General features: G+C 70.9%; 22 protein-coding genes and 1 tRNA gene. 7 read left to right on the top strand and 16 right to left on the bottom strand.

From position 1 onward, the window contains the following. Positions 1-75 precede the first annotated feature (75 nt). A complete protein-coding gene (locus OHO27_RS26290; RefSeq protein ID WP_328427440.1) occupies positions 76-1,215 on the bottom strand; it encodes an SPFH domain-containing protein in 1,140 nt (379 codons plus the stop codon). A gap of 57 nt (positions 1,216-1,272) precedes the next feature. Then, positions 1,273-2,733 carry a peptidoglycan-binding protein gene (locus tag OHO27_RS26285; RefSeq protein WP_328427439.1) on the bottom strand — a complete coding sequence of 487 codons (1,461 nt, stop codon included), beginning with the start codon at positions 2,731-2,733 and terminating at the stop codon, positions 1,273-1,275. A 185-nt stretch (positions 2,734-2,918) separates the two neighbouring features. Here OHO27_RS26285 and OHO27_RS26280 point away from each other — a divergent pair. The 4 genes from OHO27_RS26280 (at position 2,919) to OHO27_RS26265 (ending at position 8,532) form a co-directional block, all read left to right on the top strand. Then, positions 2,919-2,992: transfer RNA gene (locus OHO27_RS26280), tRNA-Lys, on the top strand. A gap of 565 nt (positions 2,993-3,557) precedes the next feature. Beyond that, complete coding sequence (locus OHO27_RS26275) at positions 3,558-4,274, top strand: FadR/GntR family transcriptional regulator (protein ID WP_328427438.1); 717 nt, start codon at positions 3,558-3,560, stop codon at positions 4,272-4,274. A 323-nt stretch (positions 4,275-4,597) separates the two neighbouring features. Next, positions 4,598-6,598 carry a glycosyltransferase family 2 protein gene (locus tag OHO27_RS26270; RefSeq protein WP_328427437.1) on the top strand — a complete coding sequence of 667 codons (2,001 nt, stop codon included), beginning with the start codon at positions 4,598-4,600 and terminating at the stop codon, positions 6,596-6,598. Beyond that, positions 6,595-8,532 carry a kelch motif-containing protein gene (locus tag OHO27_RS26265; RefSeq protein ID WP_328427436.1) on the top strand — a complete coding sequence of 646 codons (1,938 nt, stop codon included), beginning with the start codon at positions 6,595-6,597 and terminating at the stop codon, positions 8,530-8,532. Before OHO27_RS26270 ends, OHO27_RS26265 begins: the two co-directional genes overlap by 4 nt. A gap of 57 nt (positions 8,533-8,589) precedes the next feature. On the opposite strand, the gene OHO27_RS26260 is transcribed toward OHO27_RS26265, so the two are convergent. After that, positions 8,590-9,546: a glycoside hydrolase family 6 protein gene (locus tag OHO27_RS26260; protein ID WP_328430555.1), complete on the bottom strand. Its 957-nt coding sequence runs from the start codon at positions 9,544-9,546 to the stop codon at positions 8,590-8,592. 234 nt (positions 9,547-9,780) lie between these two features. Between OHO27_RS26260 and OHO27_RS26255 the strand changes: the two genes are divergently transcribed. Further along, complete coding sequence (locus tag OHO27_RS26255) at positions 9,781-10,560, top strand: GAF and ANTAR domain-containing protein (RefSeq protein ID WP_328427435.1); 780 nt, start codon at positions 9,781-9,783, stop codon at positions 10,558-10,560. Positions 10,561-10,785: 225 nt separating this feature from the next. Here the strand turns inward: OHO27_RS26255 and OHO27_RS26250 are convergent, their stop codons facing one another. The 13 genes from OHO27_RS26250 to OHO27_RS26190 all read right to left on the bottom strand — a co-directional run bounded on the left by OHO27_RS26250 (position 10,786) and on the right by OHO27_RS26190 (position 23,760). Next, on the bottom strand, positions 10,786-11,451 hold the full coding sequence (locus OHO27_RS26250; protein WP_328427434.1) for a class F sortase: 666 nt from the start codon (positions 11,449-11,451) through the stop codon (positions 10,786-10,788). Positions 11,452-11,453: 2 nt separating this feature from the next. Beyond that, the gene (locus tag OHO27_RS26245; protein WP_328427433.1) at positions 11,454-12,020 is read right to left on the bottom strand and encodes a hypothetical protein; all 567 of its coding nucleotides are present in this window, start codon (positions 12,018-12,020) and stop codon (positions 11,454-11,456) included. A gap of 113 nt (positions 12,021-12,133) precedes the next feature. After that, on the bottom strand, positions 12,134-12,913 hold the full coding sequence (locus OHO27_RS26240) for an HAD-IIA family hydrolase (protein WP_328427432.1): 780 nt from the start codon (positions 12,911-12,913) through the stop codon (positions 12,134-12,136). A gap of 76 nt (positions 12,914-12,989) precedes the next feature. Further along, positions 12,990-14,522 carry an alkaline phosphatase family protein gene (locus OHO27_RS26235; RefSeq protein ID WP_328427431.1) on the bottom strand — a complete coding sequence of 511 codons (1,533 nt, stop codon included), beginning with the start codon at positions 14,520-14,522 and terminating at the stop codon, positions 12,990-12,992. A 103-nt stretch (positions 14,523-14,625) separates the two neighbouring features. Continuing rightward, the gene (locus OHO27_RS26230) at positions 14,626-15,681 is read right to left on the bottom strand and encodes a 2-aminoethylphosphonate ABC transporter substrate-binding protein (RefSeq protein WP_328427430.1); all 1,056 of its coding nucleotides are present in this window, start codon (positions 15,679-15,681) and stop codon (positions 14,626-14,628) included. Between the two features lie 69 nt (positions 15,682-15,750). Next, entirely contained in the window at positions 15,751-16,548 is a 798-nt protein-coding gene (locus OHO27_RS26225; protein ID WP_328427429.1) for an ABC transporter permease, read from the bottom strand. After that, positions 16,535-17,431 carry a 2-aminoethylphosphonate ABC transporter permease subunit gene (locus OHO27_RS26220; protein ID WP_328427428.1) on the bottom strand — a complete coding sequence of 299 codons (897 nt, stop codon included), beginning with the start codon at positions 17,429-17,431 and terminating at the stop codon, positions 16,535-16,537. The genes OHO27_RS26225 and OHO27_RS26220 overlap by 14 nt, the downstream gene beginning before the upstream one ends. After that, positions 17,424-18,482, bottom strand: coding sequence for an ABC transporter ATP-binding protein (locus tag OHO27_RS26215; protein ID WP_328427427.1), 1,059 nt, complete (start codon positions 18,480-18,482; stop codon positions 17,424-17,426). Before OHO27_RS26215 ends, OHO27_RS26220 begins: the two co-directional genes overlap by 8 nt. Next, complete coding sequence (locus tag OHO27_RS26210; RefSeq protein WP_328427426.1) at positions 18,479-19,189, bottom strand: phosphonatase-like hydrolase; 711 nt, start codon at positions 19,187-19,189, stop codon at positions 18,479-18,481. Before OHO27_RS26210 ends, OHO27_RS26215 begins: the two co-directional genes overlap by 4 nt. A 5-nt stretch (positions 19,190-19,194) precedes the next feature. Further along, positions 19,195-20,319: a TIGR03364 family FAD-dependent oxidoreductase gene (locus OHO27_RS26205; RefSeq protein WP_328427425.1), complete on the bottom strand. Its 1,125-nt coding sequence runs from the start codon at positions 20,317-20,319 to the stop codon at positions 19,195-19,197. Between the two features lie 141 nt (positions 20,320-20,460). Next, positions 20,461-21,216, bottom strand: coding sequence for a GntR family transcriptional regulator (locus OHO27_RS26200; protein ID WP_328427424.1), 756 nt, complete (start codon positions 21,214-21,216; stop codon positions 20,461-20,463). Between the two features lie 31 nt (positions 21,217-21,247). Further along, positions 21,248-22,156, bottom strand: coding sequence for a hypothetical protein (locus tag OHO27_RS26195; RefSeq protein WP_328427423.1), 909 nt, complete (start codon positions 22,154-22,156; stop codon positions 21,248-21,250). Positions 22,157-22,320: 164 nt separating this feature from the next. Next, positions 22,321-23,760 carry an ROK family protein gene (locus OHO27_RS26190; RefSeq protein ID WP_328430554.1) on the bottom strand — a complete coding sequence of 480 codons (1,440 nt, stop codon included), beginning with the start codon at positions 23,758-23,760 and terminating at the stop codon, positions 22,321-22,323. 143 nt (positions 23,761-23,903) lie between these two features. Here OHO27_RS26190 and OHO27_RS26185 point away from each other — a divergent pair, with 143 nt between their 5' ends. Together OHO27_RS26185 and OHO27_RS26180 are read left to right on the top strand one after the other, a co-directional pair. Then, on the top strand, positions 23,904-24,977 hold the full coding sequence (locus OHO27_RS26185; protein WP_328427422.1) for a Gfo/Idh/MocA family protein: 1,074 nt from the start codon (positions 23,904-23,906) through the stop codon (positions 24,975-24,977). Beyond that, positions 24,977-25,492 (top strand): heme-degrading domain-containing protein, encoded by a 516-nt coding sequence (locus OHO27_RS26180; RefSeq protein WP_328427421.1) that lies wholly within the window; start codon positions 24,977-24,979, stop codon positions 25,490-25,492. The genes OHO27_RS26185 and OHO27_RS26180 overlap by 1 nt, the downstream gene beginning before the upstream one ends. Positions 25,493-25,495: the final 3 nt, after the last annotated feature.

Here is a 25,495-nt window from a genome sequence, read left to right as displayed (position 1 = left end):
TCAGATTATTGCTGACTGTTGAACATGTCCATACCAATCGACGAACATGTTCGACGTTCCGTCAGGTTCGTGCCGTCAGCCGCCCGTCTCCCCCCGCCCCGCGCAGAAAGCCACCGTCAAGTCCTTGACCAGCGCCTTGCGTTCGTAGTCGTCGAGTTCGACCAGGCCCCGCATGGTCAGCGTCGTCACCGTGTCCTCCACCGAGTCGACGACCGAGGTGAGCATGGTCGCCCGGGCCTGCGCGTCCAGTGCGGCGATACGGCGACGGTGCATGGCGGCGGCGACCTCGGGGGCGTACTCCACCCGCACCGGCCGCACCGAGAACACCTCCAGCCCGACCATGCCCGCGTCCCGCACGACCGTCCGGGTCAACGCGTCCGCGGTCACCTCGGCACAACCCCGTGTGGCACCCGGCATCTCCACCGGCACCCGGGCGAGCGCCGCCTCCACGCACTCGCGCAAGTAGAGCTCGTGGTCCTCCACTCCGAGCGTCGCCCGCGCGGTGTCCTTCACCCGCCACACCACCAGGACGACCACCCGCAGCGCGACCCCGTTGCCGTCCGCCGCCTGCATCGCCTCACTGCGCCAGTGCCGCAGCCGTACGTCGACCCGGCGGCGCAGCAGCAGCGGGTTGACCCACAGCAGGCCGGTGCGCCGGACCGTCCCCTGGTAGCGGCCGAACAGCCCCAGCACCCAGGCCCGCCCGGTCCGCCCCCGAGCGAGCCCGCCCAGGCCGACGCACCCAAGGGCTCCGGCCCCCGCGTACGCCGCCCACTGCGCGGGCCCCAGCCCCGCACCCGCGGACGCCGGCAACCGCAGCGCCTCCACCGCCAGCTGCGGCAGCACCCCGGCCCACCACGAGGTGGCCAGGCACCCGGCCGCCCCGCAGGCACCGGCGAGCACCCCCGCCACCCCCGGCAGCACCCGCGCGGGCCGCTCCACCAGGTCGGGGTCGACCTCCGGAGCGGGACGCGGCTTCGGCTGCACCGGGCGGCGCAGCCGCGGCTGCTCCCCCGTGCCCTGCCGGCGCGCCACGACCGTCGGTCTGAGCGGCACCGACACCGGGCCCGCCTCGTCGCGGAACAGCAGATGGACGGGGATCTCGGTGGTCGCCTCGTTCTGGATCAGCCGCGCGGGCCGGGCAGGCACGTCGGCCGGCCCCTCGAACCCCGCGTGCCCCTCGGGTTCGGGCGTGTGAGAAGTGGTCGTGGTCATGCGTGCCTCCAGCCTCCGCGCCAGATGCGTCACAACAGTGGTTGTCGGATTGCGGCGTTACGAGAAGAGCCGCCGCCAGGTCTCCGGCCCCGGAAGGCCGTCCGCCGCGCCGCCCCGCCAGCCCTGGGCACGCTGGAAGGCCTCGACGCCCCGCCGGTCCGCCTCGCCCCAGCGCGGTCCCGGCCCGGTCTTGTAGTGCTTGCCGAACCCCTTCTTGACCAGCTGCCTGCCGAGCCGGGTGACGTACTCGTTGTCGGCGCCCGGCCGGAACAGCGCCCGCCCCGGATAGCCCGGCACCCCGTGCGACGCCGGCTGCGCGGGCCTGGCCGCACCCACCGCCCCGCCCGGCACGTCCTTGCCCTTGCCCGTCACCAGCAGCAGCCACGTCTGCGGCCCCGGCAGCCCGTCCGCGTCCTGGCCCCGCCAGCCCTGCGCCTGCTGGAAGGCCTGCGTGGCCCGTCGGTCCGCGTCCGTCCAGCGGGGGCCGGGTGCGGAGGTGTAGTACCGGCCGGCGCCGCGCTCGACGAGGAGGCGGCCCAGCCGGTCGACGTGCTTGTTGTTGGCCCCCGGGCCGAAATACGCCCGTCCCGGGTATGCCGTCACACTCTGCGGGGCCCCGGGCTGGGCGATGGCCGGCTTGGCCGGGGCCGGCTTCACGGGCTCCTGCTTCTCGGTGTCCGGCTTCGTGCTGTCCTGCTTCACGGGCTCCTGCTTCTCCGTGGCCGGCTTCGTGCTGTCCTGCTTCACGGGCTCCTGCTTCTCGGGGGCCGGTTCGATATCCGTCGTGGCGGTCTTGAGCCCCTTGTAGCGGTAGGGCACATAGCGGTCGGAGTGGCTCGAGTAGGCGTACGGGGTGGTCTTCCGCCGGGCGTGCGGCGGTGTCGACTCGTAGGCGACGTAGTAGGTGTGCGTGTGGTCCGTCCAACCGCCGAAAATGACGACGTGCGAGCCTTTCTCGGGGTCCGCCGGATTGTGGAACAGCAGCATGTCGCCGGGCTGCAGATCCTTCTTGGCGATGCGTACGCCGTAGTCGTGGAGGCTGCCGGTCCATTCGTTTCCGGGCAGGTTCCAGGCCATCGAGACGAAGCCCGAGCAGTCCTGCCGGTATCCGTCCGACCAGTACCTGGACATGCTGTACGGAACTTTCGCGGCGACCCATTTCTTGGCCCGCGTGATGATCTCCGCGCGGGTGGTCGCGGGCGTCTTGACCGGGCCGGCAGGCGTGGCCGGCTGCTCGCCCGGGCCGTGCAACGGGGCCCGGGCTCCCTGGGGCGTAGGGGGCTCGTCACCTGCGGGAACGCCCGGACGTTCGGTGACGTGGGGGGCGGCGAGGGCCGGGGCCGTATGGCCTACGGCGAGGGTCGTGGAGGCGGCTGCGGCGAGGATCAGCGCCCGGTGGGCGGCCGGGTGACGGCCGGTCGTGGAATGCGGCAGAACACGTCTCCAGTGAACGCATCCCGGGCAGTCGCAGTCACTCGCAGGGTCGAATTCCTCGAATAGCGGAGTCCGAGTCTCCATGCGATTCCCCTCACACTCCAGTTGGATATCTCCGCGGCAGTACACCCCGCCAGTCTCACAACTGTCTTCCGGACTCGCATGTTGACGGTCCGAATGGTTTACGGCCGCCCGGCCACCCCCGGCCGCCCCGCGCCCGCGGGTCAGGACCACCCCAGCAGGTCATGTAGAGTTAACGCCGTCAGCAAGCGCCGCTAGCTCAGTTGGTTAGAGCAGCTGACTCTTAATCAGCGGGTCCGGGGTTCGAGTCCCTGGCGGCGCACCGACAGCCAAGGCCTCTCGCAACAGCGGGGGGCCTTCGCCTTTTGGCGTGACCTCCCGCCGACCCTGCAGTGGCGGCTGGGGGTCCGGGGTCATCCCCGGGAGATGCAGCATCAGCGGGTCCGGGGTTCGAGTCCCTGGCGGCGCACAGACAGCCAAGGCCTCTCGCAACAGCGGGGGCCTTCGCCTTTGGCATGGCCTCCCGCCGACCCTGCAGTGGCGGCTGGGGGTCCGGGGGTCATCCCCCGGGAGATGCAGCATCAGCGGGTCCGGGGTTCGAGTCCCTGGCGGCGCACCGACAGCCAAGGCCTCTCGCAACAGCGGGGGGCCTTCGCCTTTTGGCGTGACCTCCCGCCGACCCTGCAGTGGCGGCTGGGGGTCCGGGGGTCATCCCCCGGGAGATGCAGCATCAGCGGGTCCGGGGTTCGAGTCCCTGGCGGCGCACCGACAGCCAAGGCCTCTCGCAACAGCGGGGGGCCTTCGCCGTCCCTGGCGGCGCACCGGCAGTGGAAGCCCCTCGTGCAAGCGGGGGGCTTTTCGTGTGTTTGGCCGGATACTCTCTGGCCATGGCAGCGCGTGACCTCCAGGAGCGGATCAAGAAGCTCATCATCGACCGCCGGCTGGCCTCCGGGGCCCCGCTGCCGACGGAGCCCGAGCTGATGGCTCATCTGGGTGCCAGCCGCAACTCCGTGCGCGAGGCGCTCAAGGGCTTGCAGGCGATGGGCATCGTCGAGATCCGGCACGGCTTCGGGACGTATGTCGGGACCATGTCGCTGGCGCCGATGATCGAGGGCCTCGCCTTTCGTACGGTCGCCGGGCACTACCGCGGCGAGGACACCCTGCTCCAGCTGGTGCAGCTGCGGGAGGCCGTGGAGACCGGGCTGGTGTCCCGGCTCGCGGGGCGGATCCCGGATGCCGACCTCATTGAACTGGATGCGCTCGTCGACCGTATGGAGGAACAGGCAGCGCGCGGCGGTGACGGCATCGCCGAGACCGACCGGGCGTTTCACGCCACCCTCTACCGGGGGCTGGACAACGCGCTGCTGGGCGAGGTCATGGAGGCGTTCTGGGACGCCTTCCACCGCGTCCACACCGATCTCGGGGGTGCCCCGCAGGATCCGCTGGTCACCTGCCGGCAGCACCGGGAGATCGTGGACGCGGTGCGGTCGGGCGATGCGATACGGGCAGAGGGAGCCATACGGGAGCACTTCGGCAACATCCGCGCACGGGTATCCACGACGGGTACACAACACCCCCACAGGTGCCACAATGAACGCGTATGACCGGTAAACACCTCGTTTCGCATCTTGCGATCATGCGGAGCGACGTAGAACTCTGGTGATTGGTTTTTCAAGATGCTGCGCATACGCGGCAGTTGGGGGGCAAGGAGCCGGTTGCCGGTTTTCGCGGGGGGTAGGGGCCCCGTTCATGACCGCATGCCGAGGGGGGCATGATGCAACCGGAAGGTCGCTGTTCCATGTCTAAGGTGTGGAAGACGTGGTGACTGCGGCCCACCACTGATACGTCTGTGAAGGTCGAGGGGGACCTAGCAGTCGTCAAGGAAACGACAGACACGTGGGGTTACCCGCGTGTGGGGGGATGACTCATGACGTCGACGCCGACGGGCGCCCGGCAGAACTTCGACCCGTCTCAGACCACCCAGCTAAGGGTGCCTGCACATACCCGGACCGGCGCGTTCCGCCGGATCAAGAAGACGCTGCCGAAGTACGACTACGAGCACTACAGCCGGCTGGCCGGTCCCCTCACCCAGCCCGACCCGAACAAGCCGTACCGGGTCGAGTACCGCTCACTGATCTCGCAGGAGCCGCACCGGATCAGGGTCGCGCTGATGCTGGCGGCCGCTCCGCTGCTGTCGCTGGTCCTGCTGTTCTGGCTGCTGCAGCCCGAGCACTGGACCGAACGCGACTATCCCGCCTTCGACTTCCTGCCCGCGCTCGACATCGTGATGCTCGTCTCGATCGGTCTGATCGAGTTCTTCCGCTGCATGAACGTGCTGTCGAACGCGCACGCCACGCTGGTCGCCCGCGACCCGGTCCCGGTGGTTCCCGAGACCGGCACGAGAGTGGCCTTCCTGACCTCCTTCGTGCCCGGCAAGGAGCCGCTGGAGATGGTGACGAAGACCCTGGAGGCGGCCGTCAAGCTGCGCCACCGGGGCCTTCTGCACATCTGGCTGCTCGACGAGGGCGACGACCCGGAGGTCAAGGAGGTCTGCAAGCGGCTCGGCGTGCACCACTTCTCCCGCAAGGGCGTCGCCAAGTGGAACCAGGCCAAGGGCCCGCACCGCGCCAAGACCAAGCACGGCAACTACAACGCCTGGCTCGACGCGCACGGCGACGACTACGACTTCTTCGCCTCGGTCGACACCGACCACGTGCCGCTGCCGAACTACCTGGAGCGGATGCTCGGTTTCTTCCGCGACCCGAACATCGGCTTCGTCATCGGCCCGCAGGTGTACGGCAACTACGACAACTTCGTCACCAAGGCCGCCGAGTCGCAGCAGTTCCTCTTCCACGCCCTCATCCAGCGCGCCGGCAACCGCTACGGCGCCCCGATGTTCGTGGGTACGTCGAACGCCGTACGCATCAAGGCGCTCAAGCAGATCGGCGGCCTGTACGACTCGATCACCGAGGACATGGCGACCGGCTTCGAGATCCACCGTCACAAGAACCCGGCAACGGGCAAGAAGTGGCGCTCGGTCTACACGCCGGACGTGCTCGCCGTCGGTGAGGGCCCCAGCGCCTGGACGGACTTCTTCACCCAGCAGATGCGCTGGTCGCGAGGGACGTACGAGACGATCCTCAAGCAGTACTGGAAGGGCTGGTACTCGCTGCCGCCGAGCAAGCTCTTCAACTACACCATGATGATCATCTTCTACCCGATGTCGGCCCTGAACTGGATCCTGGCGGCGCTGAGCTGTGCCCTGTTCCTGGGCCTGGGCGCCTCGGGTGTGAACATCGACCCGACGATCTGGCTGATGCTGTACGGCAACGCCTCCGCGCTCCAGATCGGCCTGTACGTCTGGAACCGCCGCCACAACGTCTCGCCGCACGAGCCCGAGGGCTCCGGCGGTGTGGCGGGCATGGTGATGTCCGCGCTGTCGGCGCCGCTGTACGCGAAGGCGCTGATCGACTCCGCGCTGCGCAAGAAGAGCAAGTTCGTGGTCACTCCCAAGGGCGATTCCGCGAGCCCCGACCGGTGGTTCGGGACCTTCCGGTACCACTGGTACTTCATCGGGATCTTCGGCGCCTCGATCACCGCCGGTTTCGTGTACGGCCACTCGCACCCGGCGATGATCATCTGGGCGACGTTCGCCATGCTGATCACCGCGACGCCGATCTTCGCCTGGCGCTACATGCTGCGGCAGGAGAAGAAGAAGCCCGCCGCGACGGTCCCGGCGCAGCCTGTGCCGGCCCAGCCCGCGCCGTATCAGCCGGAGACGCAACCACTGCCCGCGCAGCACGCGTCCCATGCCCCGCACGCGGGCCACGCGCCGCAGCACAAACCGAGTTGGGCCGCGTCGTCCGGCAGCGGCACCGACCAGACCATGCAGATTGCCCTTGGTGGACTTGGGGGACGTAAGGAATGAACGACCGTGCAGGCCGCCGCCGCGCCCGTCGACTCGCGATAGGTACGGCGGTGGTACTCGCGCTGGCCGGAATGAACGGGCCGTGGCTGTATCGCGTCGGCACCGAGAAATACCACCAGTACCAGATCAACAGACCCGAGTACAAAGCCGAGAACGGCAAGTGGGAGACCGTCGAATTCCCCGAGGAGTACCGCCTCAACACGATCCACGCGGCGCTCCTGCACACCGGCAAGGTGCTGCTGATCGCGGGCTCGGGCAACAACCAGGACAACTTCGACGCGAAGAAGTACGACACCCGGATCTGGGACCCGGTCAAGGGCACGATCAAGAAGGTGCCGACGCCGAACGACCTGTTCTGCACCGGCCACACCCAGCTGTCCAACGGCAACCTGCTGATCGCGGGCGGTACGAAGCGGTACGAGAAGCTCAAGGGTGACGTCACCAAGGCCGGCGGCCTGATGATCGTCCACAACGAGAACCCGGACGAGCCGATCACGCTGCCCGCGGGCACCAAGTTCACCGGCAAGGAGAACGGCAAGACGTTCGTCTCCAAGGACCCGGTGCTGGTGCCGCGCGCGAAGAAGGTCTTCGACAAGGCGACCGGCGAGTTCCTGCGCAACGACCCAGGCCTCGGCCGGATCTACGTCGAGGCGCAGAAGAAGGGCGCCAAGCACGAGACCGGCACCCAGGACAACTACCGGATCCAGGGCCTGACCGGCACCGACGCGCGCAACACGTACGGCATCGCGCAGAAGCTCGCCCTGGACAAGAAGGACTTCCAGGGGATCCGGGACGCCTACGAGTTCGACCCGGTCGCCGAGAAGTACATCAAGGTCGACCCGATGCACGAGGCCCGCTGGTACCCGACGCTCACCACGCTGGGCAACGGCAAGATCCTCAGCGTCTCCGGCCTCGACGACATCGGCCAGCTGGTGCCGGGCAAGAACGAGGTGTACGACCCGAAGACCAAGAAGTGGACGTACCTGACGAAGGTGCGGCAGTTCCCGACGTACCCGGCGCTGTTCCCGCTGGAGAACGGCAAGATCTTCTACTCGGGTTCGAACGCGGGCTACGGTCCCGACGACGTGGGCCGCGACCCCGGGATCTGGGACGTCGACACCAACAAGTTCAGCAAGCTGCCCGGGCTGAGCGACCCCAAGCTGCTGGAGACCTCCGGCACGGTGCTGCTGCCGCCGGCGCAGGACGAGAAGTACATGGTGATCGGCGGCGGTGGCGTCGGTGAGTCCAAGGAGGCGAGCGAGAAGACGCGGCTGATCGACCTGAAGGCCGACAGTCCGAAGTTCGCGGACGGGCCTTCGCTGGAGAAGGGCACGCGGTATCCGCAGGCCTCGGTGCTGCCGGACGACACCGTGCTGGTGTCGGGTGGCTCCGAGGACTACCGGGGCCGCGGCGACTCCAACATCCTCCAGGCGCACCTCTACCGGGCGGGCGCAAAGGAGTTCGACCGGGTCGCCGATCCGCTGGTGGGCCGGAACTACCACTCGGGGTCGATCCTGCTGCCCGACGGCCGGGTGATGTTCTTCGGCTCGGACTCGCTGTACGCCGACAAAGCCAACACCAAGCCGGGCAAGTTCGAGCAGCGGATCGAGATCTACACGCCGCCGTATCTGTACCGGGACGCGCAGCCGTCGCTGTCGGGTGGTCCGCAGACCATCGAGCGGGGCGGGACGGGCACGTTCACCTCGCAGCACGCCTCGTCCATCGAGAACGTACGGCTGATGCGGCCGAGCGCGTCGACGCATGTCACGGACGTGGACCAGCGGTCGGTGAAGCTGGACTTCAAGAAGTCCGGTGACAAGATCACGGTGGATGTGCCGACGAACCGGAATCTGGTTCCGTCGGGCTGGTACATGTTGTTCGTGACGGATGATCAAGGCACGCCGTCGAAGGCGCAGTGGGTCAAGGTCCCCTAGCGGATACGCGATTGGGGCGCCCTCCGCGACGGAGGGCGCCCCAATCTCACTGCTGGGCTACTTGGTGGCCTTGGCGAGGCTCAGGGCGTAATCCACCCACCACTCGCCCGCCTTCGGGCCGCCCTTGCACTCGCCGTCAGACTCGCCCGGGCGCTTGACCCACACGTACGCGTCGACCAGCGGGTCGGCGGTCTTGGTCGTGGGCGTCTCCCCCAGGGCGCGGCCCGGCGGGTTGCACCAGCGCTCGTCCGGGTTGCCCTCGGTGTAGGGGCCGTTGCCGTTGCGGCTGGTGTCGATGACGAACGGCTTGTTGCCCACCTTGGTGGAGAGCTCCTTGCCGTACTTGATCGAGTCCGCGGTCGTGTAGAAGTTGGAGACGTTGACGGAGAACCCGTCGGCCTGGTCGATGCCCGCCCGCTTCAGGGGCTCGAAGATCTGGTCGGGATGACCCCAGCCGGCGTTGCCCGCGTCGACGTAGACCTTGGTGTTCTTCAGGGACTTGAGCTTGGTGATGGCGCCCTTGAGGAGGTCGTAGCGCTCCTCGTGGAACTCGCCGGGGGTGCAGCCGTCGACCAGGTGCAGTACCGCGTCCGGCTCCAGGATCACCGTGGTGTCCCGGTCCCCGATGCCCTTGGCCACGCCGTCGATCCAGGTCCGGTAGGCGTTGCCGTCGGCGGCGCCGCCCTGGGAGTACTGGCCGCAGTCGCGGTGCGGGATGTTGTAGAGGACCAGCAGGGCCGTACGGCCCGCCTTGTCGGCGGCCTCGGTGAAGCCGAGTGCCTCCTGCTCCGGGCTCTCCGGGCCGATCCACTCGCCCGTCGGCTGCTCCGCTATCTTGCGGATCTCCTCGGCGTCCTCCTTCTTGCCGGCCTTCGCGTAGGCCGCCACCTGCTCGGCCGCGTTCCCGTCCGGGTTCACCCAGAACGGGTCGGTCTCCTTGGGCTGTTGACTGATTCCGGCGCCGGCGTTGTCGTCGAGGTCGTCGCCGTCCCCGGAGGACGAACAGCCCGCCATCAGCAGTGCCGCCCCCAGCACCACCGCGGACGTCCGCGCGCGAGCCCCCGCCAGGCCCCCTGTTCAGGTACATCCAGCTCCCCCTCGGGTGCACTGTTCCAAGGCTCAATCCTGACATACGTGTCGTGGGGCACACGAGTTCGCCGAGTCTTGTCGGAGAGCTGTTACAGCCACTATGACGGCTGCGACGACGACAGGGGAAAAAGGGCGACAGGGGAAGGGGAGGGTGCGGGCATGCACCGGAGCACCCGGGAGATCCGGCTGGCGGAGGCGTTGGTGGAGTCGGCGGACACGCTCGTCGACGGCTTCGAGGCCGCGCACTACTTATCGGGCGTCGCCGACCACTGTGTGGGGCTGCTGGCCGCGCGGGGCGCGGGGTTCATGCTGATCGACGACGGGCGGGCGGTGTCGCTGGCGGCGGGCGGCGCGGACCGGGAGATCGCCCTGGAGCTGCTGCGGGCCCAGTACGGCGGCGGGCCCTGTCTGGACAGTTACAGCTCCGGGCGAGCGGTGCCGCCGGTCTCGCTCGGGGCGGCCCGGACGGACTCCCGCTGGCCCGAGTTCACGGAGCGGGCGCTCGCCCACGGCATCGTCACGACGTACGCGGTCCCGCTGCGCCGCCGGGACCTGCTGCTCGGCGCGCTCAACGTCTTCGGCGCCGACCGCACCGACGGCTCCCCGTCCGAGGACGGTACGACGCTGCGGCTGGCCCAGCTCATCGCCGACTGCGCGGCCCTGGGCCTGGAGAACAACACGACGTACGTCCAGTGCCGCACCCTCGCCGGTCAGTTGCAGCAGGCGCTGTCCAGCAGGGTGCGCATCGAGCAGGCCAAGGGCATGCTCTCCGAGCGCTGGCACACTCCCGCCGACCACGCCTTCGTGGCGATGCGGCAGTACGCGCGCCGGCGCCGGCTGCCGCTGGACCGGGTCGCGCAGGAGGTCATCGACCGGGTCGCGGACGACGCCGAACTGCGCCGGCAGGCGGGGCTTGCGGACGACGAGGGACGCGCGTAGCACCCCCGCGAACTTCCTCTGGGCCCCGGCAGCCATCCGCTCTAGAGTCATGTCCGGACGACCCCAGCCCCCGGTCGGACGAGCCCCCCAACTCTGGTCACACAAAGCCTCCCGCGCCGGTCGCCGGGTTACTCCCGCAGCCCGTGCGCGCGCGGTCGAGGACCAGCCCGGTCGGCGACTTCGGGGGAGCGGTCGTCGACCGGGCCAGGTGAGCGGGTGCGCCCGTCACAGCCCCGTCCCCGTGAGATACGCCGACACGATCACGTTCGCCGTGTAGGTGCGGGTCGTTCGGTCGAAGGTGCCGCCGCAGGTGAGCAGGCGCAGTTCGGCGCGACCCTGGTGGTGGGTGCCGTAGGCCTGGTGCGCGTCGAAGCGGTCGCGGGGGACGATGTCGACGTCGTCCACGGTGAACTCGGCGACCTTGCCGTCGTCGCGGAGCACCCGCACCGTCGCGCCCGGCTTCAGCGCACGGAGGCGGTGGAACACGGCCGGGCGGCTCTCGGTGTCGACGTGACCCACCATCAGCGCGGCCCCGACGGCTCCGGGCTTCACCCCCGCCGCGTACCAGCCGACGTCGCCGGCCTGGACGTAGGGCGGTGGGTCGATGGCGCCGTGGCGGTCGAGGCCCCGGGCGACGACGGGTGCCTGGATGCCGAGCCCGGGAATGTCGAGGCGTTGCGGCAGCGCGTCGCCCAGCGGGCGTGCGGCGGACGGCAGGTCCACCTGCGGCGGCCGGCCGACCGCGGCGACGTCGCCGGCCACGGGCGCGGAGATGCCCTGTTGTACGTCGGTGACCTCGCGCCCCCAGAGCCACAGTCCGAGCAGCAGCACGGTCCAGGCCACGCCCATGAGCAGGCGGCCCCCGTAGGCAGGGCGTTCGTGCTCGGACATGGTCAGTGCGGCCTGCGCTGCTCGCGGCTGCGGCGTGCGCTGCGCAGCGCCACTGCGGTCGCCGCGACGCCGGCGAGGACCAGCCCGGTCACCGTGTGCGCCGTGCCGGGACCGGCCTCACGGGCGTCCACGACGGCGAGCCGGGCGGTGCCACCGCCGCCGGCGGGGACGGGCGCCACGGGAGAGGCGTGGCCCGACGGCTCCGCCCCGTGCCGCGCGCCCTGCGGCCCGGCGACCGTGACCGCGCCCGTGCGGGACAGCTCCCCGCCGCAGGCGACCTTCACGTCGTACGTGCCCGCCGTGAGCGTGGAGCGGATGCGGCTCTCGCCGGTGAGGGTGCCGTCCGCGCCGACGGTGAGGCGGCCGTCGGCGACGAACGCCTCGGAGACGGCCTTGGCGGCCCGCTCCGGGCATCCGCTCACTCGCAGCGCGATGTCCCCGCCCGGGCGGGGGGACGACGGGCTGACCGAGACACCCCCGTCCGCCGCGTCCGCCGCGTGTGCCGCCGGAGCGACGGCGACCGCGCCCAGGGCGGCCATCGCACAGAGAGTGACCCGCAGTGATCCCATCGTGAACCTCCAGTTACCTGGAGACTCCCCCCGGGGCACCGGCCCCGCATCCTCAGCGGGGCCGCACTGCTCCGTACGGGTCGTGTTGCGCCCCGTTTCCCCGTCCCCGGGTTTCAGATCCGGTCGACGAGGTCCGCGATGGAGTCGACGACCTTGGAGGGCCGGTACGGGAAGTTCTCCACCTGCTCGGGCCGGGTCAGCCCGGTGAGCACCAGGAACGTCTGCATCCCGGCCTCCATGCCGGCCAGCACGTCGGTGTCCATGCGGTCGCCGATCATGGCACTGGACTCGGAGTGCGCCCCGATGGCGTTCAGGCCGGTCCGCATCATCAGCGGGTTCGGCTTGCCCGCGAAGTACGGCTGCTTGCCGGTCGCCTTGGTGATCAGCGCGGCGACGGCGCCGGTCGCGGGCAGCGGGCCCTCGGTCGACGGACCCGTCTCGTCGGGGTTGGTGCAGATGAAACGGGCGCCGGCGTTGATCAGCCGGACCGCCTTGGTCATGGCCTCGAAGGAGTAGGTGCGGGTCTCGCCGAGGACGACGTAGTCCGGGTCGTGGTCGGTGAGGATGTACCCGATGTCGTGCAGCGCGGTGGTCAGGCCCGCCTCGCCGATGACGTACGCCGAACCGCCCGGGCGCTGGACGTCGAGGAATTTGGCGGTGGCCAGCGCCGAGGTCCAGATGTTCTCGATCGGCACTTCCAGGCCCATGCGGTTCAGCCGGGCGTGCAGGTCGCGCGGGGTGTACATCGAGTTGTTGGTGAGGACGAGGAAGGGCTTGCCGGACTCGCGCAGCCTCTTGATGAAGGCGTCGGCGCCGGAAATCGGCACACCCTCGTGGATGAGCACACCGTCCATGTCGGTGAGCCAGGACTCGATGGGCTTGCGGTCTGCCATGTTGCTGTGCTCCTGGCCTGCGTACGGGATGAGCTGGGGGCGCCGGAACCACGGCGTACCGACGCCCCCAGAGTAATCAGGACTGGCTGATCCTGACCCCGTCGATCACCCAGTACCAGTTGTTGGACCCGGTGTAGCGGAACCGGAAGCTCACGCTGGCGGCCCCGGAGGGGACGTCGACGGAAACGGACTGCGGCTGCGAGACGACGTCGGAGGTGTAGCTCTTGACGACGGTGGGCGTGCCGCCGTTGAAGGACGCGAGGATCTGGGCCGTCTGGGAGCCCTCCTGCCGGTAGAGGGTCGTGAAGTCCAGCCGCACCTTCGTCTTCCCGGTGACGTCGTACGCCGGGGTGACCAGGGTCGAGTCGTACGTGCCGGAGAAGCTCTTGTCGGCCCACTCGTCGGAGTCGGCGACCGCGAAGACGCCGCGGGCGCGGACGTTGAGCTCACGCCACTGGTCACGCTGGGTGCGGGACCAGAACTCGTCGGTGGCGAACGCCCAGCCGCGCCACTCGGTCATGCCGCCGGTGCCCATGGCGTTGTTGATGACGGACCAGCCGCTCGGCGGGGTGTGCGTGTAGCCGCGGACGGTCGACGGGATGCCCGTCTCGTCCGTGCGGGTGGCCAGGGTGAGCGCGTCGAAGGGGTCGCCGGAGCGCTCCTGGACCGGCTTGCCGTCCAGGCCCCAGGCGGGGTCGACGGGGATGCCGAGCTGCTTGAGGACGGTGGGGACGACGTCGACGAGCCGCGTGTCGATCGGGCGGGCGCCGGCTGCGATGCCCGGGCCGGTGGCAAGCACGAACGTGCGCCGCTCCTCGATCGAGGACCCGCCGTGGCCGCCCGGGTCCGTGTGGCCGTGGTCGGTGGCGACGATGACCGTCCAGCGCTCGGAGGCGTAACTGGGCCGGGCCTTGACCGCGGCGCGCAGCCGGCCGACGAACGCGTCCTGGACCGCGATCTGGTCGAGGTAGGCCTGGCTGCCCGCGCCCTGGTTGTGGCCCACGATGTCGGACTGGCCGAAGTAGACGAACAGGACGTCCGGGTTCTGGTCGCGCAGGAGCGCCTCGGTCTCGGCGGCGATGGTGGCGTCGTGCCCGGTGTAGCCGTCGGCGTCGCCGTCGAGGACCAGCTTCGCGTCCGCGCCGGGGGTGACGGTGCCCTGGGTGTCCAAGGGCTTCCAGTCGACGGCGGCGTAGGTGGACAGGGCGGGCCGGACCTGGGCGAGGCGGGCGAGGAAGCCGGGGTAGCGGGCGTAGTTCTTGCCGACGAAGGTGTTGTCCTTCACGCCATGCTTGTCGGGCCACACGCCGGTGGCGATGGTGGACCAGCCGGGGCCCGAGGACGTCGCGGCCATCGGGCCCGAGTACAGCAGCGAGGTGCCGTACGTGCCCTCGCTCATCATGGCCTTCAGGTGCGGGGCGCTGGCCGCGTCGATGCGGTCGTGCCGCAGGCCGTCCATGCCGATGACGAGCACCTTGTCCTTGCTGGTGCCGTTCGGGAGCGTGGGCAGGGCGTGCGCGCCGGGCGCGGTGGAGGCGCCGAGTGCCAGGGTGGCGGCGGTCGCCGTGGTGGTGGTGAGGACGGTGCGGCGGGACAGGTGTGACGTCACGTGATCCTCCTGGGCGGGTGGGAGCGGGCATGGCGACGCCCCCGGTGTGGTGCCAGGGGCGTTGCGTGGTGCGGTCCGTACGGGGTGGGTCAGCTGTCGTGGATCAGCTGTCGGTGGCCGACTTCCAGGCGTCGACGTACGACGTCAGGTTCTTGTCGATGTCGTCCCAGTCGGGCTCGAAGACCTCGACGCCGTCGATGATCTTGGCGAGCGCGGTGGCGTTGGCGTCGGTGGCCTTGACGTCCTGGCGGGCGCTGAAGCCGCCGCCGATCTCGCTGACCTGCTTCTGGGCGTCCTTGCTCAGCATGAAGTCGAGGAGCTTCTTGCCGTTCTCGGTGTGGGGGGCGTCGGTGACGAGACCGGCGGCGTAGGGCAGGGCGAAGGTGGTGGGCTTGCCGCCGTCCTTCGCAGGGAACCAGATGCCGAGGTTCGGCATGGTCTTGGACTGGGCGAAGTTCATCTGGACGTCACCGTTGGCGACGAGCAGTTCACCCTTGTCGACCTTGGGTGCGAGCTTGCCGGTGGAGGCGGAGGGTCCGACGTTGTTGGACTGGAGCTTGCGGAGGTAGTCCATGGCGGGCTTCTCGCCGCCGAAGTCGTGCATGGCCTTGATGAGCACGGCCGTTCCGTCGCCGGCGACGCCCGGGGTGGAGTATTGGAGCTTGTTCTTGTACTTGCCCTCCAGCAGCTCCTCCCACGTGGCGGGCGCCTGCTTCAGCTCCTTCTTGTTGTAGATGAACCCGAAGTAGTTGTTCACGACCGAGGTCCAGGTCGCGTCGGCGGCCTTGTCGGCGCCGCTGACCTGGTCGGAGCCCTTCGGGGCGTACTTCTGCAGCAGGCCCTTGCCGTCGGCCTGCTGGATGAACGGCGGGAGCGTGACGATCACGTCGGCCTGCGGGTTGCCCTTCTCCCGGGCGGCGCGCTGCACCATCTCGCCTGAGCCGCCCTCGACGTACTCGACCTTGATGCCGGTCTGCTTCTCGAAGTCCTTGAAGATCCGGTCGTACCAGCCGTCACCGTGCTCGCCCTTGAGGCCGTCGGCGCTGTAGACGGTGACGACCTTCTCGTCGGCGGCTGCGGAGTTGCCGCCGCAGGCGGACAGGGCCGGGGCGGCGAGGAGGGCGAGGGCTGTCGCGAGCTTGAGGGTGTTTCTGGGCATGGCGGAGGAGCTCCTTGCGCGTTGAGGGTTCTTGCGAGCTGGATCAGCGGGGCGAGCCGGGGCTGCGGGTCAGCGGTACGAGGCTCGGGTGCGGATGCGGGAGACGGCGAACAGCGCGAGCAGTGTCGCCGCCATCAGGACCACCGCGAGGGCGGAGCCGGCGAAGAGGGCGCCGCGGTCGGTGGCCGCGTAGATCAGGACGGGCAGCGGGGTCCAGTCGGGCGGGTAGAGCATCATCGTGGCGCTCAACTCGCCCATGGACAGGGCGAAGCAGAGGCCGGCGGCAGCGGTGAGGGACGGCAGCAGGAGGGGGAGCCTGACCCGCCACAGCACGTAGGCGGGCCGGGCGCCGAGGGAGGCGGCGGCCTGTTCGTACGCGGGGTCGAGGCGGGCGAGGGCTGCGGACACGGACTGGTAGGCGAAGGCGGTGACCAGGACGGTGTGGGCGAGGATCACGATCTGGCGGGTGCCGTTGAGCAGGAACGGCGGCTGGGAGAACGCCACCAGGATCGCGAGGCCGACGACCACCGAGGGCACCGCGACCGGCAGGACGAACAGCGCGTCCAGGACCCTGCGGTACCGCCTCTTCAGCCCGGCCGCCGCGAGGGCCGCCCAGGTCCCGGCCACGAGCGCGAGCAGGCTCGCGGCGGCGGCCGTGACCAGGCTGGCGGTGAGGGCCTGGAGGGCCTCGCCGCGGGTGGCGGCGCTGTAGTGGCCGGTCGTGAAGCCGGAGGGCAGCACGCTCGACCAGTTGGTGGCGAAGGAAGCGCCGAGGACGACGAGCAGCGGAAGGGCGAACAGGGGCAGGAACAGGACTAGGAACAGGGCCCATACGGCCCACTTGGCCCCGCGGCTATGCACGAGCACGGCGGCTCACCACCCGGTAGAGGCCGTAGAGGCCCACGGAGATCAGGACGTTGACGACGGCGACCACACACGCGCCCGGGTAGTCGGACTCCAGGATCGCCTTGCTGTAGACGAGCATCGGCAGGGTCGTGACGCCTTTCGCGCCGGTGAACAGGACGATGCCGAACTCGTTGAGGCACAGGACCAGCACGAGACTGCCGCCCGCGGCGAGGGCGGGCAGCGCCTCGGGGAGGATCACCCGGCGGATGATGCGCAGCGGGCGCGCGCCGAGCGAACTGGCCGCCTCCAGCTGGGCGGTGTCCAGCTGGGAGAAGGCCGCGAGCAGCGGTCGTACGACGAACGGCGTGAAGTACGTGATCTCGGCGAGCAGGACCCCCCAGGGCGTGGTGAGGAACTGGAAGGGTCCGTCCTGGGCGCCGGTGACGTCGGTCCACAGGCCGTTGGCCATGCCGACCGTGCCGTAGATGAACAGCAGGGCCAGCGTGATCAGGAAGGACGGGAAGGACAGGAAGACGTCGATGAAGCGGGCCACCGCCCGTGCCCCGGGGAAGGGCACGAAGGCGATGACGAGCGCGATGACGAACCCGAGGACCAGACATCCGGCGGTCGAGCCGACCGCCAGCCACACGGTGGTCCACAGCGCCTCGCGGAAGGCGTGGGAGGCGAAGACGTCGGCGTACGGCTGGAGGGACGTGCCGCCGGTGTCGGGCTGGAGTGACTGCTGGACTACGAGGGCGAGGGGGTAGAGGAAAAGGGCGGAGAGCAAGGCGACTGGCGGGACGGCAGCCAACCAGGGGCGCGGGACCTTGCTGATTCTGCGGCTGCCGCCGCGCGGGCGCGACCAGCCACGGCCCGCCCTCAGCCGACGAACGACCTCAGCCATGGCTCACTCCTGCGGCCAGCAGTACCGCGTCGTCCGGGGAGAAGTGCAGGGTGACCTCGTCGCCGTGGGCGGGCGGGTCCTTGAGTTCCCGCAGGTCCGCTATGACCGGGTGGCCGTCGACCTCGACGTACAGCCGGTGGGTGGCGCCGCGCCACTGGATCTCCGTCACGGTCCCGGAGAGCCCGTTGGGTCCGTCGCCGAGGCCGACGAGGTGGGGCCGTACGCACAGCGTCGCCTTCGCACCCGGCGCCGCGCCCTCCGTGTCCACCTTCAGTTCGCCGCCGCCGAAGGCGACGCCGCCCGAACCGACCGTCACCGGCAGCAGGTTGGCGTTTCCGACAAAGGACGCGGTGAACTCGTTGGCCGGCGCCCGGTACAGCTCCCGCGGGGTGCCGCAGGCCTGGAGCCGGGCGCTGTCCATCACCGCGATCCGGTCGGCGAGGGTGAGGGCCTCGACCTGGTCGTGGGTGACGTACAGGATCGTCACGTCCGGCAACTCGCGGTGGAGACGGGCCAGTTCGGCGAGCATGCCGGAGCGCAGGCGGGCGTCGAGGGCGGAGAGCGGTTCGTCGAGGAGGAGGACGCCGGGGCGGATGGCGAGGGCGCGGGCGATGGCGACGCGCTGCTGCTGGCCGCCGGACAGCTCGCGCGGGTAGCGGCGGGCGTAGGCGGCCATGCCCGTCATCTCCAGGGCTTCGGCGACCCGGGTGCGGATCTCGGACTTGGTGACCTTGGGGGTCTTCTGCGCCTTCAATCCGAAGGCGACGTTCTCCTCGACCCGCATGTGCGGGAACAGCGCGTACTGCTGGACGACCATCCCGATGCCCCGCCGGTACGGCGGCAGGTCGGTGACGTCCTGTCCGCCGAGGAACACCCGCCCGGAGGCGGGCCGTACGAACCCGGCGACCGCCCGCAACGCGGTGGTCTTGCCGGATCCGGACGGCCCGAGCAGCGCCATGACCTCGCCGGGCTCGACGGTGAGGTCGAGCGAGTCGAGGACGACGTTGCCGTCGTAGGCGACGCTGACGGAGTCGAAGCGGATGCCGCTCATGTCAGCACTCCTGGCAACTCCGCGACGGAGCCGAGGACATGGGTGGCGCCGGCCGCCCGCAGTGCGTCCGCGTCGTGCGCGCCGGTCAGGACGCCGGCGACCAGGCCGGCGCCCGCGCGGACGCCGCTGAGCATGTCGTAGGAGGTGTCGCCGACGACGGCTGTCTCCCGGACGTCGTCGGCGGCAGCCGTCCGCAGGAGCGCGGTGAGGGCCATGTCCGGGTACGGCCGCCCCCGGCCCCCGGCGTCGGCCGGGCACAGCGTGAGGGGGACGAGGTCCTGCCAGCCGAGCGCGTCGAGGATCGCGTCCTGGGTGACCCGGGCGAAACCGGTGGTGAGGACGACGCTGCGGCCGCCGGCCTGGAGCTCCTCGATGGCCTCGCGGGCGCCGGGGACCGGTGCGACGAGCCCGCCGTCGACGAGTTCGCCGTACGCCTTCTCGAAGGCCGCGTTGGCGCGCTGAGCCCGCTCCTCGTCGCCGAACAGATGCCGGAAGACGGAGATCTTGGACTCGCCCATGGTGGCGCGTACGTAGGCGAGCTTGTCGGCGTGGTCCGGGGAGCCGGGCTCGACGCCCAGTTCCGCGGCGGCCGCCGCGAAGGCGCGCTCGACGAGGCCGCCGTCGGCGACGGTCGTACCGGCCATGTCGAGCACGACCAGCCGCGTCTGCTGAATGTTCGGCTGATTGATCGACTGATTGATCGTCATTTTTCTCACCAACCCAGTTCGTTCGCGGTCGTCTCGGCTATCGCGGGCGAGCAGGTCATCCCGCGCCCGCCGGGCCCGGTCACCAGCCACACCGCGTCGCGCACCTGCTGCCGGTGCACGACCCGGGAGGTGTCCGTGCACTGCGCGTACACCCCGGCCCAGCGGCGCCGGATCTTCGGCAGCGGGCGGCCGAGGAGGGACTCGACGACCTCGGTGAGGTGGTCGTAGGGGTCCTCCAGGGTGTCGAAGGCGAAGGGGTGCTGGTACTCGTGGGTGTCGCCGATGGTCAGCCCGCCGTCGGCGCGCTGCACCATCAGCAGCTGCATCCGGTGGGCCGCGGCGGTCTCCGTCTGCGCCTGACCGGCGTTGAGGGTGTCGAGCGCGGCGGAGGCGTACGCCGGGTAGTAGCGGAAGCTGTCCGCGTCGGCGACCGAGGTGGTCAGCGGCTCGCCCAGCGGGTCGGTCTGCATCATCTGCAGGCGGACGCGGCGCACGGGCAGGTCGGGGCCGGCCAGCTCGCGGACCAGACCGCCGAGCCAGGCGCCCGTGCACAGGACGACGACGTCGCCGCTGTGCACGTCCCCGTGGTCGTCGCGGACGGCACTGCCGCCGATGACCTCGCGGACCTCCCGGCCGGGCCTGAAGGTGTAGTTCGGGGACTTCAGCAGTTCCTCGCGCAGGGCGAGCTGTGCGGTGCGCGGCTCGACGGCGGCGTCCCGTTCGCAGTACAGGGCGGCGGTGAAGTCGCCGCGCAGGGCGGGGTTCACGGCGCGTGCCTCGTCGGGCGTCAGCAACTTGTGTCCGCGGACGGCGGCGTCCTCGCGCGCCACGGCGGCCTCGGCGACGGCGAGCTCCAGGTCGCCGCGGACGGGGGTCAGGGAGCCGTTCGGCCGGAAGCCGAGGCCCGGGACGCGGGCTCCGATCCCCTCCCACAGCTCCCGTGCCCTGAGCGCGGTCCGCAGTTCCTCGCCGCCCGCGCGTCCGCTCACCCAGATCTGTCCGAAGTTGCGCAACGACGCGCCGCGAGCCTCCGCCTCGCGCTCGATCTGTACGACCTCGTGGCCGCGTTCCACTGCTTGCCAGGCGTGCATGGTGCCCACCACGCCGGCTCCGACGACTATCACTCTCACGACGGCAACGCTCCTCGGGATCGGGTAACCGGAAGGGTCCGGCTGACAACGAGAGCGTGAACTGGCCATCACGTTTGGGCTAGACCCGTTATCTCTTCGTGATAATTGATCGCATGGCGAACGGGTCGAATTCCGGACTTTTCAGCCGCGCAGATGTGTGGTGAACGAGAAGCGGTCCCCCCGGAACAGCGTCCGCACCCGCTCCAGCGGCTCCCCGGCGGTGTCCCGTGACACCCGGTGGATCAGCAGCATCGGAAGGGCGGGCGGGGTCCCGATGAGCAGGGCCTCGCGGGGGGTCGCCAGCACGGTCTCCAGGCGCTCGTCGGCGTCGCCGAAGACGATGCCCTGTCCGTTGAGGAAGGCGTAGAAGGAGGAGTCGGGGTCGAAGTCGGCGTCCAGCCGGGGCACCCGGGCGACGGCGACGTACGTGCTCTCCAGGCCGACCCGCTCGTCGTCGGCGAGCAGGACGCGCTCCATGTGCCAGACGGGTTCGCCGCGTACCAGGCCCGTCTCGGCGGCGAGGGCGGCGGGGCAGGGGAAGCGGTCGAGGGTGACGAGGCTACGGCCGGGGGCCCGCCCCTGCCGCCGTACACCCTCGGTGTAGCTGGCGAGGGAGAGGGGCTGTTCGAGCTTGGGCCCGGCCACGACCGTGCCCCGCCCCCGCCGCCGCAGCTTGCCCTCCAGCACCAGCTCCCGGATCGCCTGCCGGACGGTCTCGCGGGCGACCTCGTACTCCTCGGAGAGGTCGCGCTCGGTGGGGAGCGGGTCGCCCTCGCCGAGTTCGCCGACGAGGAGGTCGAGCCGGGCCTTCACCGCGTAGTACTTCGGGATCCGGCCGTGCTCCGGGATGCCCTGGCGCACGGGGGCGCCGGGGGCCTGGTTGTTCGGGTAGTCCACGCAGGGATCGTCGCAGACGGGGCGGGCTCACTCAGCGGCGCCTCCGGGCGATGAGCAGCGTGATGCCGGCCAGGAGGAGGGCCGCGGTGGTGGCGAAGGTGGCGCCGGGGGGCGTGAGGCCGGTGCGGGCCAGTTCGTCGGCGAGGGTCAGATGGCCGCGGGGGTTGTCGGCGCCGGGGGTCGCCGAGGGGTTCGCGGCGGCGGAGGCGGCCGGGGAGGCCGAGGAAGCCGAGGACTCCCGGGCGGCCGGGTCGTTAGGGGCGGTCGTGTCGGCCGGTTCGGCCTTGCCGTGCGGGTGGGCCGGGTCGGCCGGGTCGGCGTCGATGGTGAAGCGGTAGTCGTTGGACTGGCCGACCCAGTCGCCGTCGCCCTGGTGACGCTGGACGACGGCCGCGTTGGCGGTGACCTTGTTCGGCACGGCGTCCGAGGTGACGGCGAGCCGGACCTTCACGGTGACCGTCTTGCCGGGGCCGACGGTGAAGCCGGGGAAGTCGCCGGAGTCGCCGGACCCGCCGAAGGCGCCGACGAGTTCGTCCTCGTCGGTGGTCTCGAAGCGGACGGCGTGGGGGCGGGCGCTGTCCGGGCCGCCGTCCGCGCCGCCCTTCGGACTGCTGCTCGGATTGCCGCGCGGGCTGCCGTAGAACTCCAGTCGGGGCTGGGACGGCTTGAGGGCTCGCTTGGCGTCGATGAGGACGACGACGGGGTGGATGCCGGTGCAGGTCCGGCCGGTCTTGTTGGTGAGGTCCAGGTACCAGGTGCCGAATCCACCGCCGGCCACGTAGGAGTCGGGGCCGCCGTGGAGGCGGGTCGTGAGGGGGAATGCCCGGTCGTCGGTGGCGCAGCTGGGCAGCTCGGCCGCGGGCTCCGCGCGCACCGGGGGCGCCACGGCTAGGAGGGCGGCTGCTGCGAGGCAGAGGGAGGCGGGTGAGTGCAGTCGCATGAACACATGACCATGCCGGGTGGGGACGGGTTCCCGGCGGTGCCATTCCGTACGGCTTCGCAAGTCCGCTCGATCAGCGGACGCCGCCGCCGCATACGGCCCTCGATCAGCGCACGCCCGCCGCCGGGAGCGAGGGCACAGCCACGAGCCTCAACGCCGCCGCCTCACCCCTCGGCCCGCCCGAACAACGGCGCCAGCAGCAGCTGGGCCGCCCCCTCGGCGACCCCGCGCTCCCCGCCGGCGGCGACCCGCACCGGCACGGCGTCCTCGCCCGCGCGCCGGGCACGCTCGTCGAGAACGGCGGCGACACCGCGTACGAAGGTCTCCGGCGCGGCGGCGACCGTACGGCCGCCCAGCAGCACGAGGTCGACGTCGAGCAGCGCGACCAGGTTGCCCGCGGCCGTGCCGAGCACCCGGGCCGCCTCCGCCAGGTCACCGCGCGCCACGGCGGCCAGGCACAGCGCCTCGACACAGCCGCGGTTGCCGCACCCGCAGGGCGGGCCGTCCAGCTGAACGACCTGATGCCCGAACTCCCCGGCTCCGGTGCGGGTCCCGCGGTGCACGACTCCCCCGATGACCAGCCCGCCGCCGATTCCGGCGCCGAAGTGGAGGTAGGCGAAGGAGGGGGCTGATGGGGAGGGGGTGGGTGGGGTGGTGACGGGGGCGGTGGTGACGGGGGCGGTGGTGACGGACGCGGCCGTGCCGGAGCTGGAGGTGATGGGCGCGGGGGCGCCGGAGCCGGAGGTACCGGACTCGGAGGTACCGGACGCGGCAGTGACGAGCGCGGCGGTCCCGGAGGCGTCCGTACCGGAGGCGCCCGTGCCGGAGGCGCCCGTACCGGACCCGGCAATGACAGGCGCGGCAATGACAGGCGCGGCAATGACAGGCGCGGCAATGACGGGCCCGGCGGCGCCGGACCCGCCCGCGTCAGGCCCTGCCGTGCCGGGCGCCGCCCCTCCCCCGGCCGCACCCCCTACCGCAAGCCCGAGCGCCGCCGCGTTGGTGTCCTTGTCGACCACGACCGGCAGCGAGAGGCGCCGCGCGAGGACGTCGCGCAGTGGGAAGCCGTTCCACTCCGGGAACCCGGTGACCCGGTGCAGCACACCGCGCCGGTGGTCGAGCGGTCCGGGCAGGGCCACGCCGACGCCGAGCACGGCAATCGGCCGACCGCCCCCGGCCGCCAGCTCCCGCACCTCCCGCACGGTCCGCTCGACGACCGTCTCCGCGCCGGCCCCCAGGTCCAGCGGGGTCCGGCGCTGGGCGACCACGGCACCGGTCAGATCGCAGAGCACAGCCGTCAGCTCGTCCCGGTCCAGATGGACGCCGACCGCATGCCCGGCCTCCGGTACCAGCCGCAGCACCGTGCGCGGCTTGCCTCCCGTCGACGCCCTGCGCCCCGCCTCCGCGGCGAGCCCGTCCTCCCGCAGCCGGGCGGTGATCTTGCTGACCGCCTGTGGGGTGAGGCCGGTGCGCTCGGCGAGTTCGAGCCGGCTGATGCCCTCGGGACCGGCCGTGCGCAGCAGGTCGAGCACGAGCGCGGTGTTGTGACTGCGCAGGGCGCCCAGGTTCACGCCGCCGAGCCCGACAGCGCTGCCGGTACCCATGCCGGTCCCGGTACCGGTGCCACCCTTCGCCCTGTTCACGCCACCGACCACGCCACCGACCACTCCACTGTCCACACCATGCTTCACGCACCCATTGTCCCCGGCGCTTGCACTTTGGCAACAGCGTTGCGAAAGTGGGATCCATGAGTGCTACTCCCCTCCGCGTCGGCCTGGTCGGCTACGGCCTCGCAGGCTCCGTCTTCCACGCCCCGCTGATCGCCACCACCGAGGGACTCGCCCTGGACACGGTGGTCACGTCGAACCCCGAGCGGCAGAAGCAGGCCCGCACCGAGCACCCGGACGTACGCGTCGCCGCCACGCCCGACGAGCTGCTCGCCCGCGCCGACGACCTCGACCTGGTCGTCATCGCGTCCCCCAACAAGACGCACGTCCCGCTCGCGACCGCCGCCCTGAAGGCGGGCCTCCCGGTCGTCGTCGACAAGCCGATCGCCGGCACCGCGGCCGAGGCACGCGAGCTGGCGGCGCTGGCCGAGGAGCGCGGCCTGCTGCTGTCGGTCTTCCAGAACCGCCGTTGGGACAACGACTTCCTGACGCTGCGCCGGCTCCTGGCCGAGGGCGAGTTGGGCGACGTATGGCGCTTCGAGTCCCGCTTCGAGCGCTGGCGTCCGCAGCCCAAGGGCGGCTGGCGGGAGTCCGGCGACCCGGCAGAGATCGGAGGTCTGCTGTACGACCTCGGCAGCCATGTCGTCGACCAGGCGCTGGTGCTCTTCGGCCCGGTCACGCAGGTGTACGCCGAGGCGGTCGTCCGCCGTGCCGGCGCGGAGACGGACGACGACACGTTCATCGCGCTCACGCACGCGAACGGCGTCCGCTCTCACCTCTACGCCTCCGCGACGACCGCCCAACTGGGCCCGCGTTTCCGGGTGCTGGGCTCGAAGGCGGGCTACGTCAAGCACGGCCTGGACCCGCAGGAGGCGGCACTGCGGGAGGGACAGCGTCCGGACACGACTGCCGGCTGGGGCACGGAACCCGAGTCACTGTGGGGCCGGGTCGGCTCCGGCGAGTCCCCCCTGACGGGCGGCGGCCGCGTCGAACCCACCCTCCCCGGCGACTACCCCGCCTACTATGCGGCCGTGGCAAAGGCCCTGCTGGACGGCGGCCCCAACCCGGTGACGGCTCTGGAGGCGGCAGCCGCCCTCGACGTACTGGAAGCGGCACACCGTTCGGCACGCGACGCAGTGGTGGTGAAGCTGTGATGACCAGCAAGACGCACAACCCGGGGATCACCCCCAAGTTCCACCCGGAGATCACCCCGTCCCTGGAGGAGCTGGAGGCCCAGGAACGCGGCCTGGTCTTCCGGCAGTTCACCTACGAGGACGCGTGGGCGCTCGGCTCCCTGCTGGTCGAGATGGCCCGCGAGCGCCAGGCCCCCGTCGCCATCGACATCCACCGGGCCGGCCAGCAGCTCTTCCACGCGGCCCTGCCCGGCTCCACCCCCGACAACGACGCCTGGATCGCCCGCAAGCGACGGGTGGTGGAGCGTTACGGCACGTCCTCCTACGTCGTCGGCGCCCGCTTCCGCGCCAAGGGCACGACCTTCGAGGACTCCTCCCGCCTGGACCCCGACACCTACGCGGCCCACGGCGGCTCCTTCCCGATCAACGTGGAGGGCGTCGGCGTCATCGGATCAGTGACGGTGAGCGGCCTGCCCCAACTGGAGGACCACCGGATGGTGGTGGAGGCGCTGGAGCACTTCCTGGAGAAGCAGTAAGGG

Source organism: Streptomyces sp. NBC_00443, from assembly GCF_036014175.1.
GTDB lineage: Bacteria > Actinomycetota > Actinomycetes > Streptomycetales > Streptomycetaceae > Streptomyces.
The sequence above is the reverse complement of the archived record's forward strand: the minus strand, read 5'-3'. Positions and strand labels throughout refer to the sequence as shown.

What these genes read in the sequence shown, in the direction of transcription:
- OHO27_RS26210 (WP_328427426.1), bottom strand. Translation starts at nt 19,189, where the DNA reads ATGACGATCAATCAGTCGATCAATCAGCCGAACATTCAGCAGACGCGG.
- OHO27_RS26220 (WP_328427428.1), bottom strand. Translation starts at nt 17,431, where the DNA reads ATGGCTGAGGTCGTTCGTCGGCTGAGGGCGGGCCGTGGCTGGTCGCGC.
- OHO27_RS26285 (WP_328427439.1), bottom strand. Translation starts at nt 2,733, where the DNA reads ATGGAGACTCGGACTCCGCTATTCGAGGAATTCGACCCTGCGAGTGAC.
- OHO27_RS26240 (WP_328427432.1), bottom strand. Translation starts at nt 12,913, where the DNA reads ATGGCAGACCGCAAGCCCATCGAGTCCTGGCTCACCGACATGGACGGT.
- OHO27_RS26270 (WP_328427437.1), top strand. Translation starts at nt 4,598, where the DNA reads ATGACGTCGACGCCGACGGGCGCCCGGCAGAACTTCGACCCGTCTCAG.
- OHO27_RS26185 (WP_328427422.1), top strand. Translation starts at nt 23,904, where the DNA reads ATGAGTGCTACTCCCCTCCGCGTCGGCCTGGTCGGCTACGGCCTCGCA.
- OHO27_RS26195 (WP_328427423.1), bottom strand. Translation starts at nt 22,156, where the DNA reads ATGCGACTGCACTCACCCGCCTCCCTCTGCCTCGCAGCAGCCGCCCTC.
- OHO27_RS26230 (WP_328427430.1), bottom strand. Translation starts at nt 15,681, where the DNA reads ATGCCCAGAAACACCCTCAAGCTCGCGACAGCCCTCGCCCTCCTCGCC.
- OHO27_RS26215 (WP_328427427.1), bottom strand. Translation starts at nt 18,482, where the DNA reads ATGAGCGGCATCCGCTTCGACTCCGTCAGCGTCGCCTACGACGGCAAC.
- OHO27_RS26260 (WP_328430555.1), bottom strand. Translation starts at nt 9,546, where the DNA reads ATGGCGGGCTGTTCGTCCTCCGGGGACGGCGACGACCTCGACGACAAC.
- OHO27_RS26290 (WP_328427440.1), bottom strand. Translation starts at nt 1,215, where the DNA reads ATGACCACGACCACTTCTCACACGCCCGAACCCGAGGGGCACGCGGGG.
- OHO27_RS26245 (WP_328427433.1), bottom strand. Translation starts at nt 12,020, where the DNA reads ATGGGATCACTGCGGGTCACTCTCTGTGCGATGGCCGCCCTGGGCGCG.
- OHO27_RS26250 (WP_328427434.1), bottom strand. Translation starts at nt 11,451, where the DNA reads ATGTCCGAGCACGAACGCCCTGCCTACGGGGGCCGCCTGCTCATGGGC.
- OHO27_RS26180 (WP_328427421.1), top strand. Translation starts at nt 24,977, where the DNA reads ATGACCAGCAAGACGCACAACCCGGGGATCACCCCCAAGTTCCACCCG.
- OHO27_RS26190 (WP_328430554.1), bottom strand. Translation starts at nt 23,760, where the DNA reads ATGGGTACCGGCAGCGCTGTCGGGCTCGGCGGCGTGAACCTGGGCGCC.
- OHO27_RS26275 (WP_328427438.1), top strand. Translation starts at nt 3,558, where the DNA reads ATGGCAGCGCGTGACCTCCAGGAGCGGATCAAGAAGCTCATCATCGAC.
- OHO27_RS26255 (WP_328427435.1), top strand. Translation starts at nt 9,781, where the DNA reads ATGCACCGGAGCACCCGGGAGATCCGGCTGGCGGAGGCGTTGGTGGAG.
- OHO27_RS26265 (WP_328427436.1), top strand. Translation starts at nt 6,595, where the DNA reads ATGAACGACCGTGCAGGCCGCCGCCGCGCCCGTCGACTCGCGATAGGT.